At 60.8% G+C, this 17,452-nt stretch carries 17 protein-coding genes; 11 read left to right on the forward strand and 6 right to left on the reverse strand.

The window, feature by feature from the left end:
* The first annotated feature begins 61 nt into the window (after positions 1-61).
* The 3 genes from KHO49_RS21470 to KHO49_RS21480 all read left to right on the forward strand — a co-directional run bounded on the left by KHO49_RS21470 (position 62) and on the right by KHO49_RS21480 (position 3,877).
* Positions 62-1,351, forward strand: coding sequence for a M18 family aminopeptidase (locus KHO49_RS21470; RefSeq protein ID WP_077934615.1), 1,290 nt, complete (start codon positions 62-64; stop codon positions 1,349-1,351).
* Between the two features lie 83 nt (positions 1,352-1,434).
* Positions 1,435-1,641, forward strand: a complete 207-nt coding sequence (locus KHO49_RS21475) for a hypothetical protein (protein WP_102860790.1) — start codon at positions 1,435-1,437, stop codon at positions 1,639-1,641.
* A 79-nt stretch (positions 1,642-1,720) separates the two neighbouring features.
* Positions 1,721-3,877: a mechanosensitive ion channel family protein gene (locus KHO49_RS21480; RefSeq protein WP_110594660.1), complete on the forward strand. Its 2,157-nt coding sequence runs from the start codon at positions 1,721-1,723 to the stop codon at positions 3,875-3,877.
* Between the two features lie 39 nt (positions 3,878-3,916).
* Here the strand turns inward: KHO49_RS21480 and KHO49_RS21485 are convergent, their stop codons facing one another.
* Positions 3,917-4,630 (reverse strand): UTRA domain-containing protein, encoded by a 714-nt coding sequence (locus KHO49_RS21485; protein ID WP_102860788.1) that lies wholly within the window; start codon positions 4,628-4,630, stop codon positions 3,917-3,919.
* 363 nt (positions 4,631-4,993) lie between these two features.
* Between KHO49_RS21485 and KHO49_RS21490 the strand changes: the two genes are divergently transcribed.
* The 6 genes from KHO49_RS21490 (at position 4,994) to KHO49_RS21515 (ending at position 10,313) form a co-directional block, all read left to right on the forward strand.
* On the forward strand, positions 4,994-6,061 hold the full coding sequence (locus KHO49_RS21490) for an ABC transporter substrate-binding protein (protein WP_102860787.1): 1,068 nt from the start codon (positions 4,994-4,996) through the stop codon (positions 6,059-6,061).
* A 136-nt stretch (positions 6,062-6,197) separates the two neighbouring features.
* A complete protein-coding gene (locus KHO49_RS21495; protein WP_213665800.1) occupies positions 6,198-7,004 on the forward strand; it encodes an alkaline phosphatase family protein in 807 nt (268 codons plus the stop codon).
* The gene (locus KHO49_RS21500; protein ID WP_213665801.1) at positions 7,001-7,846 is read left to right on the forward strand and encodes an ABC transporter permease; all 846 of its coding nucleotides are present in this window, start codon (positions 7,001-7,003) and stop codon (positions 7,844-7,846) included. Before KHO49_RS21495 ends, KHO49_RS21500 begins: the two co-directional genes overlap by 4 nt.
* A complete protein-coding gene (locus KHO49_RS21505) occupies positions 7,833-8,633 on the forward strand; it encodes an ABC transporter permease (RefSeq protein WP_102860784.1) in 801 nt (266 codons plus the stop codon). Before KHO49_RS21500 ends, KHO49_RS21505 begins: the two co-directional genes overlap by 14 nt.
* Complete coding sequence (locus KHO49_RS21510) at positions 8,630-9,619, forward strand: ABC transporter ATP-binding protein (protein WP_170001895.1); 990 nt, start codon at positions 8,630-8,632, stop codon at positions 9,617-9,619. Before KHO49_RS21505 ends, KHO49_RS21510 begins: the two co-directional genes overlap by 4 nt.
* A gap of 40 nt (positions 9,620-9,659) precedes the next feature.
* Positions 9,660-10,313 (forward strand): HAD family hydrolase, encoded by a 654-nt coding sequence (locus KHO49_RS21515; RefSeq protein WP_102880523.1) that lies wholly within the window; start codon positions 9,660-9,662, stop codon positions 10,311-10,313.
* A gap of 122 nt (positions 10,314-10,435) precedes the next feature.
* Here KHO49_RS21515 and KHO49_RS21520 read toward each other — a convergent pair whose 3' ends face one another.
* Positions 10,436-11,398: a zinc-binding dehydrogenase gene (locus KHO49_RS21520; protein ID WP_102880524.1), complete on the reverse strand. Its 963-nt coding sequence runs from the start codon at positions 11,396-11,398 to the stop codon at positions 10,436-10,438.
* A gap of 138 nt (positions 11,399-11,536) precedes the next feature.
* Here KHO49_RS21520 and KHO49_RS21525 point away from each other — a divergent pair, with 138 nt between their 5' ends.
* Entirely contained in the window at positions 11,537-13,621 is a 2,085-nt protein-coding gene (locus tag KHO49_RS21525; protein WP_170001897.1) for a carboxy terminal-processing peptidase, read from the forward strand.
* 135 nt (positions 13,622-13,756) lie between these two features.
* Positions 13,757-15,589, forward strand: a complete 1,833-nt coding sequence (locus KHO49_RS21530; RefSeq protein ID WP_213665802.1) for a bifunctional diguanylate cyclase/phosphodiesterase — start codon at positions 13,757-13,759, stop codon at positions 15,587-15,589.
* Here the strand turns inward: KHO49_RS21530 and KHO49_RS21535 are convergent.
* The 4 genes from KHO49_RS21535 to KHO49_RS21550 all read right to left on the reverse strand — a co-directional run bounded on the left by KHO49_RS21535 (position 15,534) and on the right by KHO49_RS21550 (position 17,236).
* The gene (locus KHO49_RS21535) at positions 15,534-15,956 is read right to left on the reverse strand and encodes an SEL1-like repeat protein (RefSeq protein WP_213665803.1); all 423 of its coding nucleotides are present in this window, start codon (positions 15,954-15,956) and stop codon (positions 15,534-15,536) included. The genes KHO49_RS21530 and KHO49_RS21535 overlap by 56 nt on opposite strands.
* Positions 15,957-16,328, reverse strand: a complete 372-nt coding sequence (locus tag KHO49_RS21540; protein WP_003179080.1) for a hypothetical protein — start codon at positions 16,326-16,328, stop codon at positions 15,957-15,959. It abuts the gene before it with no gap.
* A complete protein-coding gene (locus tag KHO49_RS21545) occupies positions 16,325-16,666 on the reverse strand; it encodes a helix-turn-helix domain-containing protein (protein WP_102860777.1) in 342 nt (113 codons plus the stop codon). Before KHO49_RS21545 ends, KHO49_RS21540 begins: the two co-directional genes overlap by 4 nt.
* 114 nt (positions 16,667-16,780) lie before the next feature.
* A complete protein-coding gene (locus KHO49_RS21550; protein WP_102880528.1) occupies positions 16,781-17,236 on the reverse strand; it encodes a YkvA family protein in 456 nt (151 codons plus the stop codon).
* Between the last annotated feature and the right edge of the window lie 216 nt (positions 17,237-17,452).

Consider the following 17,452-nt stretch of genomic DNA (forward strand, 5'->3'; position numbering starts at 1 on the left):
GCCGGCTCCTACAGTGCCCTGCTATACGTTAAACTCGCGCCACTGCTGTCTGGAGCTACTTATGCGCGAAGAGTTGAACCAAGGCCTGATCGACTTCCTCAAGGCCTCCCCTACCCCTTTCCATGCCACTGCCAGCCTTGTTCAACGTCTGGAAGCGGCAGGTTACCAGCGCCTCGACGAGCGCGAGCCGTGGACCACCGAAGCCAACGGCCGCTACTACGTCACCCGCAACGACTCCTCCATCGTCGCCTTCAAGCTGGGCCGGCATTCGCCCCTGCAAGGCGGCATCCGCCTGGTGGGCGCCCACACCGACAGCCCCTGCCTGCGGGTCAAGCCTCAGCCTGAACTGCAGCGCCAGGGTTTCTGGCAACTGGGTGTGGAAGTCTATGGCGGCGCACTGCTGGCTCCCTGGTTCGACCGTGACCTGTCACTGGCCGGCCGCGTGACCTTCCGCCGCGATGGCAAGGTGGAAAGCCAACTGATCGACTTCAAGGCCCCCATCGCGATCATTCCCAACCTGGCCATCCACCTCAACCGTGAAGCCAATCAGGGCTGGGCGATCAACGCGCAGAACGAATTGCCGCCGATCCTTGCCCAGTTCGCCGGCGATGAGCGGGTGGATTTCCGCGCGGTCCTGACCGACCAACTGGCCCGCGAACACGGTCTGAACGCCGATGTGGTGCTCGACTACGAGTTGAGTTTCTACGACACCCAGAGCGCCGCGGTGATCGGTCTGCACGGTGACTTCATTGCCGGCGCACGCCTGGACAACCTGCTGTCCTGCTACGCCGGGTTGCAGGCACTGTTGACAGCCGACAGCGAGGAAACCTGCGTACTGGTGTGCAACGACCATGAAGAAGTCGGCTCCTGCTCGGCTTGCGGCGCCGATGGCCCGATGCTCGAACAGACCCTGCGCCGCCTGCTGCCCGAAGGCGACGAGTTCGTCCGCACCATCCAGAAATCGCTGCTGATTTCCGCAGACAACGCCCACGGCGTGCACCCCAACTACGCTGACAAGCACGACGCCAATCACGGCCCGAAACTCAATGCCGGCCCGGTGATCAAGGTCAACAGCAACCAGCGCTACGCCACCAACAGCGAAACCGCCGGTTTCTTCCGCCATCTGTGCATGGCCGAGGAAGTCCCGGTGCAGAGCTTCGTGGTGCGCAGCGACATGGGTTGCGGCTCGACCATCGGCCCGATCACCGCCAGCCACCTGGGCGTGCGCACTGTCGACATCGGCTTGCCGACCTTCGCCATGCACTCGATCCGTGAACTCTGTGGCAGCCATGACCTGGCCCACCTGGTAAAGGTGCTGAGCGCGTTCTACGCCAGCCACGAACTGCCCTGAATTGTCACCGCGGGCGCCCCTCAGGGGCCCCCGCCGGTTTCTGATACACATCAACCCGGGGCGCGGCAAAGCGACCTAGACTTATGAGTACTCTTCCTGACAAGGCCGTCGCCATGATCTCGATGTCTGCGTTCCACTCCATGCTCATCCCGATTCTCACGGGAATGATTCTCCTGGCCATCGGCTTCAACTTCCGGGACAAGAACCTCGGTGTGTTCAGCATGTGGATCGGCATGCTGCTGATTCTCGGCACTGTGGTTTACAAAATCCTCGCCAAACTGGCGGAATAAATGCCGCGCTCGCCCTCGCATTGAATTTGGCGGCCTCGTACACTCGGTCGATCCGATTTTCTCCGAGGTTGACCGCCCAGTGTTCGCTCGTCTTTTCGCCCTGCCCTGCTTTGCGCTTGTCTGCCTGCTGACCTTCCTGCCCCTGAGCAGTGCGCAGGCGGTTGGCCTGCCGGGCCTGCTGGGCAACCAGAGCAAACCGCAACCACAGGCCGAAGAGCCCCTGGGGCAGTCTTTGGACGAGGTGATCAAATCCCTGGAAAACGACCAGCAACGCGCCAAGCTGCTGGCTGATCTGAAAAAGCTCCGGGACGCCACGAAAAAAGCCCAGCCCGCCACTGAAGAAGGCGTGCTCGGCCTGATCGGCGGCACTCTGTCGAGCCTGGAGAAACAGTTCTCCGGCGCTGATAGCCCCTTGAACCGCTGGACCGACGAGTTCGATCAAGCCCAGGAAGAACTGTCGGCGTTGATGCTGCCAGCCAGCCAATGGCTACCGATCATTTTTGCCTTTGCCCTGATTCTCATGGTCTGGAGTCTGCTGGCGGCGGCGCTGATCTGGCTCAGCCACCGGGTGCGCCTGCGTTTCGGTCTCACCGAAGAACTGCCCCAGCACCCCAAGACCTGGGACTTGCTGCGCTTCGCCCTGCGCAAGCTCGGCCCCTGGCTGATCGCTCTGCTGATCACCGTCTACATGACCTACTCCCTGCCCTCGTCATTGGGCAAGGACCTGGCCATGGTCCTGGCCTACGCCCTGGTGGTGGGCACCTGTTTTTCGGCGATCTGTGTGGTGGCGTTTTCCGTCCTCGATGGTCCGCATCGTCATCGCGCCCTGTATATCCTGCGCCGCCAGGCGTTTCGACCGCTGTGGTGGATCGGCAGTTTCGCCGCGTTCGGCGAGGCCCTGAGCGACCCTCGGATGGTGGCCAGCCTCGGCCAGCACCTGGCCCATACCGCAGCGACTTTCGCCAATGTCATGGCGGCGCTGTCCACCGGGGTATTCATCCTGCGCTTTCGCCGGCCGATCGCGCACCTGATCCGCAACCAGCCGCTGGCGCGACGCCTGACCCGCCGCGCCTTGAGCGACACCATCGAAATCATTGGCACCTTCTGGTACCTCCCCGCCCTGGTGCTGGTGGGCATTTCGCTGTTCGCCACCTTCGTTTCCGCCGGCGACACCAGCACGGCCCTGCGCCAGTCACTGTTGTGCACGGTGCTGCTGGTGCTGTGCATGGTGATCAACGGCCTGGTACGGCGCCACGCCCTCAAGCCCCAGCGTGGGCACAAGCGCCATGCGCTGTACTCCGAACGACTGAAAAGCTTCTTCTATACCCTGGCCCACCTGGCGGTATGGCTGGCGTTCATCGAACTGGGCCTGCGGGTCTGGGGTATGTCGCTGATCCGCTTCACCGAAGGCGACGGCCATGAAGTCAGCGTCAAGCTGTTCAGCCTCGCAGGCACCCTGATCTTCGCCTGGCTGATCTGGATCTTGAGCGACACCGCGGTGCATCACGCGCTGACCCGCTCGCGCAAGGGCCTGGCCAACGCCCGCGCACAGACCATGATGCCGCTGATCCGTAACGTGCTGTTCGTGGCGATTTTCATCATCGCCACCATCGTCGCCCTGGCCAACATGGGCATGAACGTCACGCCGCTGCTGGCCGGTGCCGGTGTCATCGGTCTGGCCATCGGTTTCGGCGCCCAGTCGCTGGTGGCTGACTTGATCACCGGTCTGTTCATCATCATCGAAGACTCCCTGGCCATCGACGATTACGTGGATGTCGGCGGTCACCTGGGCACCGTCGAGGGCCTGACCATCCGCACCGTGCGCCTGCGGGACATCGACGGCATCGTGCACACCATCCCGTTCAGCGAAATCAAGAGCATCAAGAACTACTCCCGGGAGTTCGGCTACGCGATCTTTCGCGTGGCGATTCCCTACAACATGGAGATCGACGACGCGATCAAGCTGATGCGCGACGTGGGCCAGAAGATGCGTACCGACCCCTTGCAGCGACGCAACATCTGGTCGCCCCTGGAGATCCAGGGAGTGGAGAGTTTCGAGTCCGGCAGCGCCATCCTCCGGGCCCGTTTCAAGACCGCGCCGATCAAGCAATGGGAAGTGTCCCGGGCGTTCAACCTGTCCCTCAAGCGTCACCTGGACGAAGCCGGACTGGACCTGGCCACCCCGCGCATGAGCATCCAGGTGATCACCCCCGGCAGCGCCCCGGAAAAGCAATGACCCCTTAGGCGCCGTCTTGCCGGCCAACGGTACGGGCGTCTAAAGAACGTCAACGCCAACGTGAATTGCGTCATGCCGCCAGAACTCCAGATCACAGTCGATCAGCCGCTCATGCTGGTCATAGTTGACCCGGGCGATGCGCAGCCCGGGGCTGCCCACCGACACCTTCAAGGCCGCCGCCGCTTCCGGCTGCAATGAGGTGGGCACGATCTCGAAGCGCACCCGCCCGTAATGCAGGTCGTAATGCCGGGCATAGAGCTCGGTGATCGACTGGTTCAAATCCAGGTCGAGAATGTGTGGAAAGTACTTGGGGTTCAGGTAGTGCTCCACATACAGCACCAGCCGGTCATCGATGCGCCGCGCTCGACAGATCTGGATCACGCTGGACAGTGCCGGTAATTGCAGCCAGGCGCAGACCGCCGCCGACGCCGGTTGCAGGCGCGCCGAGATCACCTCAGTGGAAGGCACTCGCCCCTGGGCGCTGACCATGGCGTGGAAGTGACTGCGCTGCATCAGGTTGTAGGCCAGCCGCGGCGGCGAAACGAACCAGCCCCGGCGCTCCTCGCGGTAGATCTGCCCCTGGGCCTCCAATTGCAGCAGGGCCTCGCGCACGGTGATGCGGGTGGTGGCGAACAACTCGCTGAGCTTGCGCTCGGCCGGCAGCTTGCTGCCGGGCGCCAACAGACCATGAGCGATCTGCTCCTGCAGCACCTGGCCGATGGCTGTCACCGCTTTGGTTGCATCAATACGCATCAACGTTACCTATCTGGACTAGACCAGCACTGTTTCAGGGCAGCACAAGGGCCGGGGCAGTGCTCTGCATCTGTGTCGAAAGCCTAGGCAATGCATATGACTGATAGATGACAACGCCGCTGAGCGAGCCTTTGGTGAACCTGCAAATTGCCCGCCAGAACCTTGCAGAACGGGTGTTTGGGCATGGTCTACGCTTATTTCGCAGCGCCGAACCTGCGCCCGAATCCATGCGCCGACCATTGGCACCGACATCAAAGTGTCATCCAACACGCCTAAATTGGCTCAGGTATTGCTGACCTAGACCAACCCACCGCAAGACCGTCGATAACAACGCAGCGTTGAACACGCCCAAAGGAGCTTCGGATGAAACAGCTTTTCCTGGCATCACTGTTAGGTTCGACCATTGCCCTGTGCACCGCCGCCATGGCTGCTGACAACGATTTGAAAACCCTGGAAGCCGCTGCGAAAGCAGAAGGCGCGGTGAACAGCGTCGGCATGCCCGACGACTGGGCCAACTGGAAAGGCACCTGGGAGGACCTGGCGAAAATCTACGGCCTCAAGCACATCGACACCGACATGAGTTCGGCCCAGGAGATCGCCAAGTTCGCCGCGGAAAAAGACAACGCCAGCGCCGACATCGGCGACGTCGGCGCCGCCTTCGGCCCCATCGCAGTCAAGCAGGGTGTGGCCCAACCCTACAAACCCAGCACCTGGGCCCAGGTCCCGGACTGGGCCAAGGACAAAGACGGCAACTGGGCGCTGGCCTATACCGGCACCATCGCCTTCATCATCAATAAAAAGCTGCTGCACGGGTCTGAGGCGCCGAAGAGCTGGGCAGATCTGGAGAAAGGCAAGTACAAAGTCTCCATCGGTGACGTGAGCACCGCAGCCCAAGCCGCCAACGGCGTGCTGGCCGCGGCCATCGCCAAAGGCGGCGACGAAAAGAACATCCAGCCGGCGCTGCTGATGTTCGCCGAGATCGCCAAGCAGGGTCGCCTGTCCCTGGCCAACCCGACCATCGCCACCATGGAGAAAGGTGAAGTGGAAGTGGGCGTGGTCTGGGATTTCAACGGCCTGAGCTACCGCAACAAGATGGTCAACAAGGATGACTACGAAGTGCTGATCCCATCCGACGGCTCGGTCATCTCCGGCTACACCACCATCATCAACAAATACGCCAAGCATCCCAACGCCGCCAAGCTGACCCGCGAGTACATCTTCAGCGATGCCGGCCAGACCAACCTGGCTCGCGGCAATGCGCGCCCGATCCGTGCCGAGCATCTGACTCTGCCGGCGGACGTCCAGGCCAACCTGCTGCCCAACGAGCAATACAAGCACGTAACCCCGATCAAGGACGCCGACGCCTGGGAGAAAACCTCCAAGTCCCTGCCGCAGAAGTGGCAGGAAGAAGTGATCATCAACATGCCGTAATACTGCATCAGTCGTAGGAGCCGGCTTGCCGGCGAAGGCCTGTACGAGCGTGCAGGCAGCTTCGCCGGCAAGGGCATTGCCGTCCGGCCGCTCCTACAGGTTCCATGCGTTGCCTGATCCCGGAGTTCCCCCGTTCATGAAGCACAACGTCATCCTTGTGGTGCTCGACGGCCTCAACCACGAAGTTGCCCGACACGCCATGGGCCACCTGCAAGCCTACGTCGGCGCAGGCCGCGCCGCCCTGTACAAGCTGCAATGCGAATTGCCGGCCCTGTCCCGGCCGCTGTACGAGTGCCTCCTCACCGGTGTCGCGCCGATCGACAGCGGTATCGTCCACAACCAGGTCTCGCGCCTGTCCAACCAGCGCAGTATTTTCCACTACGCCCGCGAGGCCGGCCGCTCCACTGCCGCCGCGGCCTATCATTGGGTCAGCGAGCTGTACAACCGCAGTCCCTTCAATGCACCACGGGACCGGCACACCGCCAATCCCGAGCTGCCGATCCAGTACGGCCATTTCTATTGGAACGATCACTACCCCGACTCCCATCTCTTCGCCGATGCGGAGAGCCTGCGCCTGCGGCACCAACCGGATTTTCTCCTGGTGCACCCGATGAACATCGATGACGCCGGCCACAAGCACGGCCTCGACAGCACCCAGTACCGCAACAGCGCGCGTTCGGCAGACATCATCCTCGCCGACTATCTGCAAGGCTGGCTCGATGCTGGCTACCAGGTGTTGGTGACCGCCGACCACGGCATGAACAACGACCGCTCCCACAACGGTCTCTTGGCCGAGGAGCGGGAGGTTCCGTTGTTCGTTCTCGGCAATGCCTTCAGTCTCGACCCAGGTGCCACGCCAAAGCAGACCGAACTGTGCGGCACCATCTGCCAACTACTGGGCGTGCCCCATGACAAACCCTTCTGCCGGGAGCTGTTGCAGTGAATTCAGTCACCCGCGGCAAATGGCTGGCGGCACTCTGTCTGGTGCCTTTTGCCCTGTTCTTCATCGTGTTCCAGATCGCCCCGCTGGTGTGGGTGCTGATCAACAGCCTGAAGTCGGAAGAGTTCGGCTGGGGCCTGGCCAACTTCAGCAAGATCTTCAGCTCGAAGTTCTACCTGCAGGCCATCCAGCACAGCCTGGAGATCAGTTTCTGGTCCAGCGTGTTCGGCATCATCATTGCGGTGCTGGGCAGTTACTCCTTGCGCAGGGTGGACTCCAAACTGCGCAACTTCGTCAACGCCTTCGCCAACATGACCAGCAATTTCTCCGGCGTGCCCCTGGCCTTTGCCTTCATCATTCTCCTGGGCTTCAACGGCACCATCACCATCATGCTCAAGCAGTCGGGGATCATTCAGGACTTCAACCTGTATTCCAAGACCGGGCTGATCATTCTCTACACCTACTTCCAGATTCCCCTGGGGGTGCTGTTGCTGTACCCGGCCTTCGACGCCCTGCGCGAAGACTGGCGTGAATCCGCCGCGCTGCTGGGGGCCAACGGCTGGCAGTTCTGGCGCCACATCGGGCTGCCCGTGCTGACCCCGGCATTGCTGGGCACCTTCGTCATCCTGCTGGCCAATGCCCTGGGCGCCTATGCCACGGTCTACGCCCTGACCACCGGCAACTTCAACGTGCTGCCGATCCGCATTGCCGCCATGGTTTCCGGGGACATCTCCCTGGACCCGAACATGGCCAGCGCCCTGGCGGTGGTGCTGGTGGCCCTGATGACCCTGGTCACCATCGTCCATCAGTTGCTGTTGAAGAGGAGCTACCATGTCTCGCGCTGAACCCGGCTCCGCCGCCCTGTACCACCGGGTGGTGGTCTATCTGCTGTTCGCCATCCTGTTGCTGCCGTTGCTGGGGACCCTTGTCTACTCCATCGCCAGCAGTTGGTCGGCCACCATCCTGCCCAGCGGTTTCACCTTCAAGTGGTACCTGCAGCTGTGGAGCGACCCGCGCTTCCTCAATGCCTTCGGCCAGTCGCTGCTGGTCTGCGTCGGCGCGCTGGTGCTGTCGGTGGTGCTGATCCTGCCGCTGCTGTTTGTGGTGCACTACCACTTTCCCAAGCTCGACGCTTTGATGAACATCCTGATCCTGCTGCCCTTCGCGGTGCCGCCAGTGGTGTCATCGGTGGGCCTGCTGCAACTCTATGGCTCAGGGCCCTTCGCCATGGTTGGCACGCCCTGGATCCTCATCGGCTGCTACTTCACCGTGGCGCTGCCGTTCATGTACCGGGCCATCACCAACAACCTGCAAGCGATCAACCTGCGCGACCTGATGGACGCCGCCCAACTGCTCGGCGCCAGCACCTGGCAGGCAGCCTTCCTGGTGGTCCTGCCCAACCTGCGCAAAGGCCTGATGGTGGCGCTGCTGCTGTCCTTCTCCTTCCTGTTCGGCGAGTTCGTGTTCGCCAACATCCTGGTGGGCACCCGCTATGAAACCCTGCAGGTCTACCTGAACAACATGCGCAACAGCAGCGGCCACTTCACCAGCGCCCTGGTGATCTCCTACTTCTTCTTTGTGCTGGTTCTGACCTGGGCCGCCAACATCTTGAACAAGGACAAAAGCCAATGAGCTTCGTCAGCGTCCAACACCTGCAAAAGAACTACGCAGGCACCACGGTGTTCAGCGATATCAATTGCGAAATCCAGAAAGGCGAGTTCGTCACCCTGCTGGGCCCGTCCGGCTGTGGCAAGTCCACCCTGCTGCGCTGCATCGCCGGGCTGACCCCGGTGGACGGTGGCAAGATCCTTCTCGATGGCCAGGACATCGTGCCCTTGAGCCCGCAGAAACGCGGGATCGGCATGGTGTTCCAGAGCTATGCGTTGTTCCCCAACATGACTGTGGAGCAGAACGTCGCCTTCGGCCTGCGTATGCAGAAGGTCAACGCCAACGACAGCCGCAAGCGGGTCCTTGAAGCCTTGCAACTGGTGGAGCTCAACGACTTTGCCAGTCGTTATCCACACCAACTGTCCGGCGGCCAGTGCCAGCGGGTGGCTCTGGCCCGCTCCCTGGTGACCCGGCCGCGCTTGCTGTTGCTGGACGAGCCGTTGTCGGCCCTGGATGCACGTATCCGCAAGCACCTGCGTGAACAGATCCGCAACATCCAGCGGGAACTGGGCCTGACCACCATCTTCGTCACCCACGACCAGGAAGAAGCGCTGACCATGTCCGACCGGATCTTCCTGATGAACCAGGGCAGGATCGTCCAGAGCGGCGATGCCGAAACGCTCTACACCGCACCGGTGGATGTATTCGCGGCGGGTTTTATCGGCAACTACAACCTGCTGGACGCCGAAAGCGCCAGCAAGCTGCTGCAGCGCCCGGTCAGCGGGCGTATCGCCATTCGCCCGGAAGCCATCGAACTCGGCAAGGAGGGCCAGCTTGATGCGCTGGTCCGCAGCCACAGCCTGCTGGGCAACGTGATTCGCTACCGGGTCGAGGCTCGCGGCGTGGAGCTGGTGGTGGATGTTCTCAACCGTTCGGCCGATGACCTGCACGCTGACGGCCAACGTCTGGCGCTGACCATCGATCCTGCCGCCCTGTGTGAGGTAGCCTGATGGCTTTCACGCAATTGATCCTGAAGAGAGAGCTGTACTGATGGCCTTGGCAATTTTTGATCTGGACGAAACCCTGATCCACGGCGACTGCGCCACCCTCTGGAGCGCACAGATGGGCCGCCTTGGCTGGGTCGACAGCGAGTCGTTCATGCGTCGCAACAACGAACTGATGGACGCTTACAGTCACGGCAAGCTGGCCATGGAAGAGTTCATGAACTTCAGTCTGGAACCCATGGCGGGGCGTACCCCGGAGGAGGTGGCGCACCTGGTGGAGCCTTGGGTGGAAGAGGTGATCGAGCCGATCATTTTCAGCGACGCCTGCAAGACTATCGCCGCTCACCGCCAGGCCGGCGACCGGATCCTGGTGATTTCAGCCTCGGGCACCCATCTGGTGAAGCCGATTGCCGCCCGCCTGGGCATCGACGAAGTGCTGGGCATTGAGCTGGAAGTACTGCACGGCGTATATAGCGGCAATACCCTTGGCACTCTGACCTACCGCGAAGGCAAGATCACCCGCCTGCTGGAATGGCTGGACGCCGAGGAAGAAAACCTGGAAGGCGCGACGTTCTACTCCGACTCGCGCAATGACCTGCCGCTGCTACTGCGGGTAGACCATCCCCAAGTGGTGAACCCAGACCCGGTACTGCGCGAACATGCAGAGAAGTCCGGTTGGCCGATCCACCACTGGAAGTAACCCTTGGCCCTGAAATGCCCGGACAGCCAGCTTCTATAGAAGCTGGCTGGTGTAGGAGCCGACTTGCCAGCCAAGCGGATTGCAACACCCTTTCGCCGGCCAGCCGGCTCTTACGCCAGCAATCACGTCAGGCTGGAGTCGATCACCAGCACCAGCTTGCCCGAGACCTGATTGGTCGCCAGCTCGGCAAATGCCGCTTCGGCGTCCCTGATCGCAAAGGTTTTGGCCAACTGTGGGCTCAGGCGTCCTTCAGCGAACAGCGGCCAGACGTTCTGCCCGAGGTCACGGAAAAGGTCAGCCTTGAACTGTTCGTCGCGGCTACGCAGGGTCGAGCCCAACAGCTGGATACGCTTGGCCAGCACCTGAGCCAGGTCCAGTTGCGCTTCACGCCCGCCCATCAGACCAATCAGCACCCAGCGCCCATCAACGGCCAGCAGCTTGAGGTTGCTGACCGCGTAATTGGCCCCTACAGGATCGAGGATCACGTCAAATGGACCGAAGTCCCGCAGCGCTTCCAGCCCCTCAGTCCGCACCACACCGCCTTGGGCGCCGAGACTTTCGCAATAGGCCAGGCGATCGGCGGAGCCGACACTCACCCAGCATGGATTGCCAAACGCCTTGCACAGCTGGATCGCGGCCGAACCGACACCACTGGCCCCCGCGTGCAACAGCACCTTCTCGCCAGGCTTGAGCGCCGCCAGTTGGAACAGATTGAGCCAGGCCGTGCTGTAGACCTCGGGCAACGCCGCGGCTTCGGCCAGGGACAACCCCTCGGGCACCGGCAGCACATGACGTGCATCAACCACCACTTCCTCAGCCATGCCGCCACCGGCCAGCAGCGCGCACACCCGATCACCGATCTGCCAGGAAGAACCCGGCCCCACTTCGCTGATAATCCCGGAACACTCCAGGCCCAGGATCGGGCTGGCTCCCGGAGGGGGCGGATAGAGCCCCGCACGCTGCAACAGGTCGGCCCGATTGAGACCCGCAGCCGCCACCCGAATGCGAACCTGCCCTACATCACAGGCAGGACTTGGCTCTTCAACCCACTCCACATGACCTTCAACGCCTTGCAATGCTTTCACAGTGCCTCCATAGTGAGTCCGGACTGAGCCCGGAGCGGTAGCACCGGGCTTTTTGCATTATGCGACCGGTCCTTATGGAACCGGCGACTTCAAAGACGGCCTAATATGCGTTATCAATTGCCCCCGCGTCGAATCAGCATGAAGCATTTGTTCCCCAGCACCGCCCTCGCCCTTTTCATTGGTTTCGGCCTTCTGCCGATGTCGACCAATACGTTCGCAGCCAATAGCTGGGATCAACTTCAGCCCGATCGCGATGAGGTAATTGCCAGCCTCAATGTTGTAGAACTGCTCAAACGCCACCACTACAGCAAACCGCCGCTGGATGATGCGCGCTCGGTGATCATCTATGACAGCTACCTGAAGCTGTTGGACCCATCGCGCAGCTACTTCATGGCCAGCGACATCGCGGAATTCGACAAATGGAAAACCCAGTTTGACGACTTCCTCAAGAGCGGCGACCTGAATGCCGGCTTCACCATCTACAAGCGTTATCTGGACCGGGTCAAAGCGCGTCTGGACTTCGCCTTGGCGGAGCTCAATAAAGGCGTCGACAAGATCGACTTCAACGCCAAGGAGACCTTGCTGATCGACCGCAAGGACGCCCCTTGGCTCAAGACCACCGCAGAGCTTGACGACCTGTGGCGCAAACGCGTCAAGGACGAAGTGCTGCGCATGAAGATCGCTGGCAAGGAGCCTAAGCAGATTCAGGAGACGCTGACCAAGCGCTACAAGAATCAGCTGGCGCGCCTGGACCAGACCCGGGCCGAAGACATCTTCCAGGCCTACATCAACACCTTCGCCATGTCTTACGATCCGCACACCAACTATCTGTCGCCGGATAACGCGGAAAACTTCGACATCAACATGAGCCTGTCGCTGGAAGGCATCGGCGCCGTGTTGCAGAGCGACAACGACCAAGTCAAGGTCGTGCGCCTGGTGCCGGCAGGCCCGGCAGACAAGACCAAGCAGATAGCTCCCGCAGACAAGATCATCGGTGTCGCCCAAGGCAACAAGGAAATGGTTGACGTAGTGGGCTGGCGCCTGGACGAAGTGGTCAAGCTGATCCGTGGTCCGAAAGGCACCCTGGTACGCCTGGAAGTGATTCCGGCCAGCAATGCGCCAAACGACCAGACCAGCAAGATCGTGCCTATCACCCGCGAAGCGGTGAAGCTCGAAGACCAGGCAGTGAAGAAGTCGATCCTCAACCTCAAGCAGGATGGTAAGGACTACAAGCTCGGAGTGATCGAGATCCCGGCCTTCTACCTCGACTTCAAGGCGTTCCGCGCTGGTGATCCGGACTACAAGAGCACCACCCGCGATGTGAAAAAACTGCTGACCGAGTTGCAGAAAGACAAGGTCGATGGCGTGGTCATCGACCTGCGCAACAACGGCGGCGGCTCCCTCCAGGAAGCCACCGAACTGACCAGCCTGTTCATCGACAAAGGGCCGACAGTACTGGTACGCAACGCCGACGGTCGTGTGGATGTGCTGGAGGATGAAAACCCCGGCGCCTTCTATAAAGGCCCGATGGCACTGCTGGTAAACCGTCTCTCGGCCTCGGCCTCGGAGATTTTCGCTGGTGCCATGCAGGACTACCACCGAGCGCTGATCATCGGTGGACAGACCTTCGGCAAAGGTACGGTGCAAACCATTCAGCCACTGAACCATGGCGAGCTGAAACTGACCCTGGCCAAGTTCTATCGGGTTTCCGGCCAGAGCACCCAGCATCAGGGCGTTCTTCCGGACATCGGTTACCCGTCGATCATCGACACCAAGGAAATCGGTGAAAGCGCTCTGCCTGAAGCCATGCCATGGGACACCATTCGCCCGGCCATCAAACCGGCGGTGGATCCGTTCAAGCCATTCCTGGCCCAGCTCAAGGCCGAACATGAAAGCCGTTCAGCGAAAGATGCGGAGTTCGTGTTCATCCGCGACAAGTTGGCCCTGGCACAGAAACTGATGGCGGAAAAAACCGTCAGCCTTAACGAAGCAGATCGTCGGGCACAGCATGCCGACATCGAAGCCAAGCAACTGGCTCTGGAAAATGCTCGTCGCAAGGCCAAGGGTGAAGAGCCGCTCAAAGAGCTGAAGAAAGAAGACGAAGATGCACTGGCAGCTGCCGAGCCAGACAAGACCAAGCCGGAAGACGACGCCTACCTGAGCGAAACAGGGCGCATTCTGCTGGACTATCTGAAGCTCAACACCTCGGTAGCCAAGCACTGAACATGATGGCAATTTAATTCGATCGCTCCTCGGATCGTCATTAAACAGTCATCATTCTGTCGTGAAATAAAGGACCGGGCGCCGCTCTTGAATCAGGAGCGGCGCCCGGTCCTTTTTTTATCGATAGAGATCGCCATGACCACGACCGAACAGCTGAGTGCATTGAGTTCAATCCTGGCTCAAAGCGGTTTGCACAGCCTGTTCCAGCCGATCATTTCTCTCTCGCAGCGACGTATCCTCGGATACGAAGCCTTGAGCCGCGGCCCTTCCAACAGCCCCCTGCACTCCCCGGTCGCCCTGTTCGCGGTGGCCCGCCAGGCCGGGCGCCTGAGCGAACTGGAGTTCGCTTGCCGCCACAGTGCCTGCAAACGCTTCAGCGAGCAGCAATTACCCGGCAAACTGTTCCTCAACGTATCGCCGGAATCCCTGCTGGAAGCGACCCATCAACCAGGCCGGACCCTGCAACTGCTACAGGACGTTGGCATTCCTCCAAGCCAGGTGGTGATCGAACTCACCGAGCAGCCCCCCATCGACGACTTTCAGCTGTTGCACAACGCCCTGCATCACTACCGGGACATGGGATTTTCCATCGCCCTGGATGACCTCGGCGCCGGTTACTCCAGCCTGCGCCTGTGGTCCGAGCTGCGTCCGGACTATGTAAAGATCGACCGGCACTTTATCGATGGCATCCATCAGGATGCCCTAAAGCGCGAATTCGTCGGTTCGATTCTGCAGATCGCCAAGGCATCCCGCGCCCAAGTGATAGCCGAAGGAATCGAGATGCTCGAGGAACTGGTGGTGCTCAGCGAAATGGGGGTGGATCTGGTCCAGGGCTACTTGCTGTGCCGGCCGCAGGAACAGCCGCCTCGGGATGCCCGGGCAATGATGCCCAAGCATGACCAAACCAGCGTGGCACTCAACGATGAAGGCAGTGACCTCAGCGCGCTGCTCAACGAACAGCCCGCCGTGGCCCGTAATACCCCGACAGCCAACGTACTGGAAGCCTTTCGCCGGCAAGCCAACCTCAACTCTCTGGCAGTCCTCGACGAACAGGGCCACCCCTGCGGGATCGTCCACCGGCATTCGCTTTCAGATGCCCTGCTCAAGCCCTTTGCTACCGATCTTTTTGCCCGCAAACCCATCAGCCGCCTGATGAATGACGACTTCCTTGCCGTCGAACTCAGCCAGTCCCTGCAACAGGTGAGCCGCCTGATCACCAGTCGCGCCCGGCAACGCATCGAGGAAGACTTCATCATCACCCTCAACGGTCACTACCTGGGACTGGGACGGGTAATAGATGTGCTCAAACTGATCACCGAACTGAAAATCCAGCAGGCGCGCTATGCCAATCCCCTGACCCTGTTACCGGGCAACGTACCCATCCAGCAATGCCTGACCCGCCTGCTGCAACAAGGGCGAGAGTCAGTGATCTGTTACGTGGACATCGACAGCTTCAAGCCCTTCAACGATATCTACGGCTATGGCCGTGGCGATGAAGTGCTGCTGTGCCTGGCCCAATGCCTGAATGATCGGGTCGACCCGAGTCGTGACTTCGTCGGGCATATTGGCGGGGATGATTTCTTGCTGGTGCTCGGACCTGAAGACTGGCAAAGGCGCCTGAACCAGTTGCTGGACGACTTTCACAGTCAGTGCCGACGCTTCTACCGCAGCGAACACCTGGAAGCCGGTTGCTTTGTCGCCCCCAACCGTCAAGGAGTGCGTCAGGAGTTCCCCTTGCTGTCACTGTCCATCGGCGTCGTGCACTTGTATCCACAGGCTTGTGGACTACTGGATTCCAGCCAATTGGCAGAGCTGGCATCCCAGGCCAAGCATCATGCCAAGAATGTTCAGGGCTACAGCATCCACGTAATCGACAGTTTGGACGCTGCAGCCCGCATGGGAAGCGAGGCGCTCAACGAACCGATGCGGGATCGGAATCCGCCGCCTGATTCAGCTGCATCAGCTTGAGCTCCGCCAGGGGATGCCCGGCCTTGGCCGAGAGCGTCCACCAACGGCTTGCCTCGTCAGCATCAGGAGCCTTGCTGGCGGAGCCGGCGAGGCTGATCACCCCCAATTGATAGGCGGCTTTACCGTCACCGGCCAGAGCCGCCAGGCGCAGCAGGCGAATGCCCTCCTCCCGCGCCCCAAGCCCATGCCCACGAAAAGTCAGGATGTGCCCGTAGAAACTTTGCGCGTCGACATCCCCCAGATTGGCCATGCGTGCGAATTGCCCCTCCATCCACCGCCAACTGCGAGGTTCGCGGATAAACCACGGCCAATGAAACAACCGGCGCGCCAGCCAATAGCTGAGTCGTGCCTTGAGTCGCCAGAACATTCAAGCCTCCGCTGATTCGGGGTATTCGTACTCAAACACGCGAACCACTTCCGATGCGTGCCATGACGCAGCGGCCACGCCATCGGATGGCCCGGAAAAACGCCCCAAGCGCTCCACACACTCAAAGAATCCGGTACGAGGCAAACGGCTAGCGCCTTGGCTGATCACCAATGAACTGCGCAATGGCTGTTCGGCCCGAGCATCCAGGGCCGCCAGATGCTCCAGCGCGGCCGTCAGGGTTTGCATGGCTGGGCTAGGCAGCTGCAATCGCTCCAGCAATGCCCGGTAGGTTAAAAGATGGCGTTGGCGACGGGCTTGATCCAATTCGCCCAACAGCCCATCCCAGTGCTGACGACTGATCCTTACACTCACGATTGCTCCCTCCACCCCGGCACCGTCAACTCCCAGGCCAGGCTGCGGCGAATCGCAGCGTCGGGTTGACGCTCGCCACTTTCAATCAGGGCCAGGTAAGACGGACTGATACCTACTTTGCGGGCCAGCGCCTCGATGGCGATGCCCTTCCCTTCGCGCAAATTGCGTAGTTGATCCAGGCCCGGAAGACTCTGGGCTGGTGGTGCCGCCTGAGAGGTTGCAGCGGCGTGTGGTTGTTGTTTGGTGAGGCCTGCGGCTGTCAATAAAGCTTGATACTGAGCCCACGGCAGAACCGCATATTCGGGCTCGCCATCGCGTTCAATAATCTGAATATCCATTACTACCCCGTAGGACAACGACTCTTACCGAGTCGGACTTTTCCCTTGAAGTGTAATCCTAACAGCGGCGGCGGTCGCGGGGAGCATGATTGTTGAGAGAGCGAGTCAATCGCTTCAGTTTTTCCGCGGCCCCTCCAGCTGCAGTTGTTCCGGTGTATCCGGCAGGCGTTCAACCACCGCCAGTTTTTCCGGCATCTGGCGGTTGCGCCAGGCGCGGAAGGCACCAAGTTCGTCATCCAGGGTCTTCATCAACCACGCCAGCACGGCGATGTCGTCGAGCATGCCGAATACCGGGAGAAAATCGGGGATCGCGTCCACCGGGCTGAGGAAGTACATCAATCCTGCCACTACCGATAGCAAAGCCTTGGGGCTGACAGCCCGATACTCACCTCGCCAGTAAGCCAGACACAGTGCCTGGAGCAGGCGCAGATCCTCCTTGACCTTGCCCAGACGGCCACCCTGGCTGGCCCCCTTGCTGGCCACGGCAAACAGCAGCGTCGGTAAACGACCGCGGCTCAGCAACCGACCAGCCAGGGGCAGGAAGCGAGCAAAACTCCAGGGTGCTTTCATCATCACTCCACTGAAATGTTATCCACACAAATTGTGGATAACCTTGTGAACAGAGCTATTTTTCACAGCTGAAAGCCCCGTTTCATAAGGGCTTAGCTCAGATCGGGCGTTTTTTACTCACATAAAAAAACCCATAATTTCATTGACTTGGCGGCCTTCACAGACTACCCACCGCCGATACCCAGTTCTGACCACCTACGATGGCGCCGGTTCGGA

This window comes from Pseudomonas sp. RC4D1, from assembly GCF_018390395.1.
Taxonomy (GTDB): domain Bacteria; phylum Pseudomonadota; class Gammaproteobacteria; order Pseudomonadales; family Pseudomonadaceae; genus Aquipseudomonas; species Aquipseudomonas danubii.

Excerpts from the sequence above, each read along its gene's own strand:
- KHO49_RS21470 (WP_077934615.1), top strand. The coding sequence starts at position 62 with ATGCGCGAAGAGTTGAACCAAGGCCTGATCGACTTCCTCAAGGCCTCC.
- KHO49_RS21475 (WP_102860790.1), top strand. The coding sequence starts at position 1,435 with ATGAGTACTCTTCCTGACAAGGCCGTCGCCATGATCTCGATGTCTGCG.
- KHO49_RS21485 (WP_102860788.1), bottom strand. The coding sequence starts at position 4,630 with ATGCGTATTGATGCAACCAAAGCGGTGACAGCCATCGGCCAGGTGCTG.
- KHO49_RS21490 (WP_102860787.1), top strand. The coding sequence starts at position 4,994 with ATGAAACAGCTTTTCCTGGCATCACTGTTAGGTTCGACCATTGCCCTG.
- KHO49_RS21495 (WP_213665800.1), top strand. The coding sequence starts at position 6,198 with ATGAAGCACAACGTCATCCTTGTGGTGCTCGACGGCCTCAACCACGAA.
- KHO49_RS21505 (WP_102860784.1), top strand. The coding sequence starts at position 7,833 with ATGTCTCGCGCTGAACCCGGCTCCGCCGCCCTGTACCACCGGGTGGTG.
- KHO49_RS21510 (WP_170001895.1), top strand. The coding sequence starts at position 8,630 with ATGAGCTTCGTCAGCGTCCAACACCTGCAAAAGAACTACGCAGGCACC.
- KHO49_RS21515 (WP_102880523.1), top strand. The coding sequence starts at position 9,660 with ATGGCCTTGGCAATTTTTGATCTGGACGAAACCCTGATCCACGGCGAC.
- KHO49_RS21525 (WP_170001897.1), top strand. The coding sequence starts at position 11,537 with ATGAAGCATTTGTTCCCCAGCACCGCCCTCGCCCTTTTCATTGGTTTC.
- KHO49_RS21530 (WP_213665802.1), top strand. The coding sequence starts at position 13,757 with ATGACCACGACCGAACAGCTGAGTGCATTGAGTTCAATCCTGGCTCAA.
- KHO49_RS21535 (WP_213665803.1), bottom strand. The coding sequence starts at position 15,956 with ATGTTCTGGCGACTCAAGGCACGACTCAGCTATTGGCTGGCGCGCCGG.
- KHO49_RS21545 (WP_102860777.1), bottom strand. The coding sequence starts at position 16,666 with ATGGATATTCAGATTATTGAACGCGATGGCGAGCCCGAATATGCGGTT.
- KHO49_RS21550 (WP_102880528.1), bottom strand. The coding sequence starts at position 17,236 with ATGAAAGCACCCTGGAGTTTTGCTCGCTTCCTGCCCCTGGCTGGTCGG.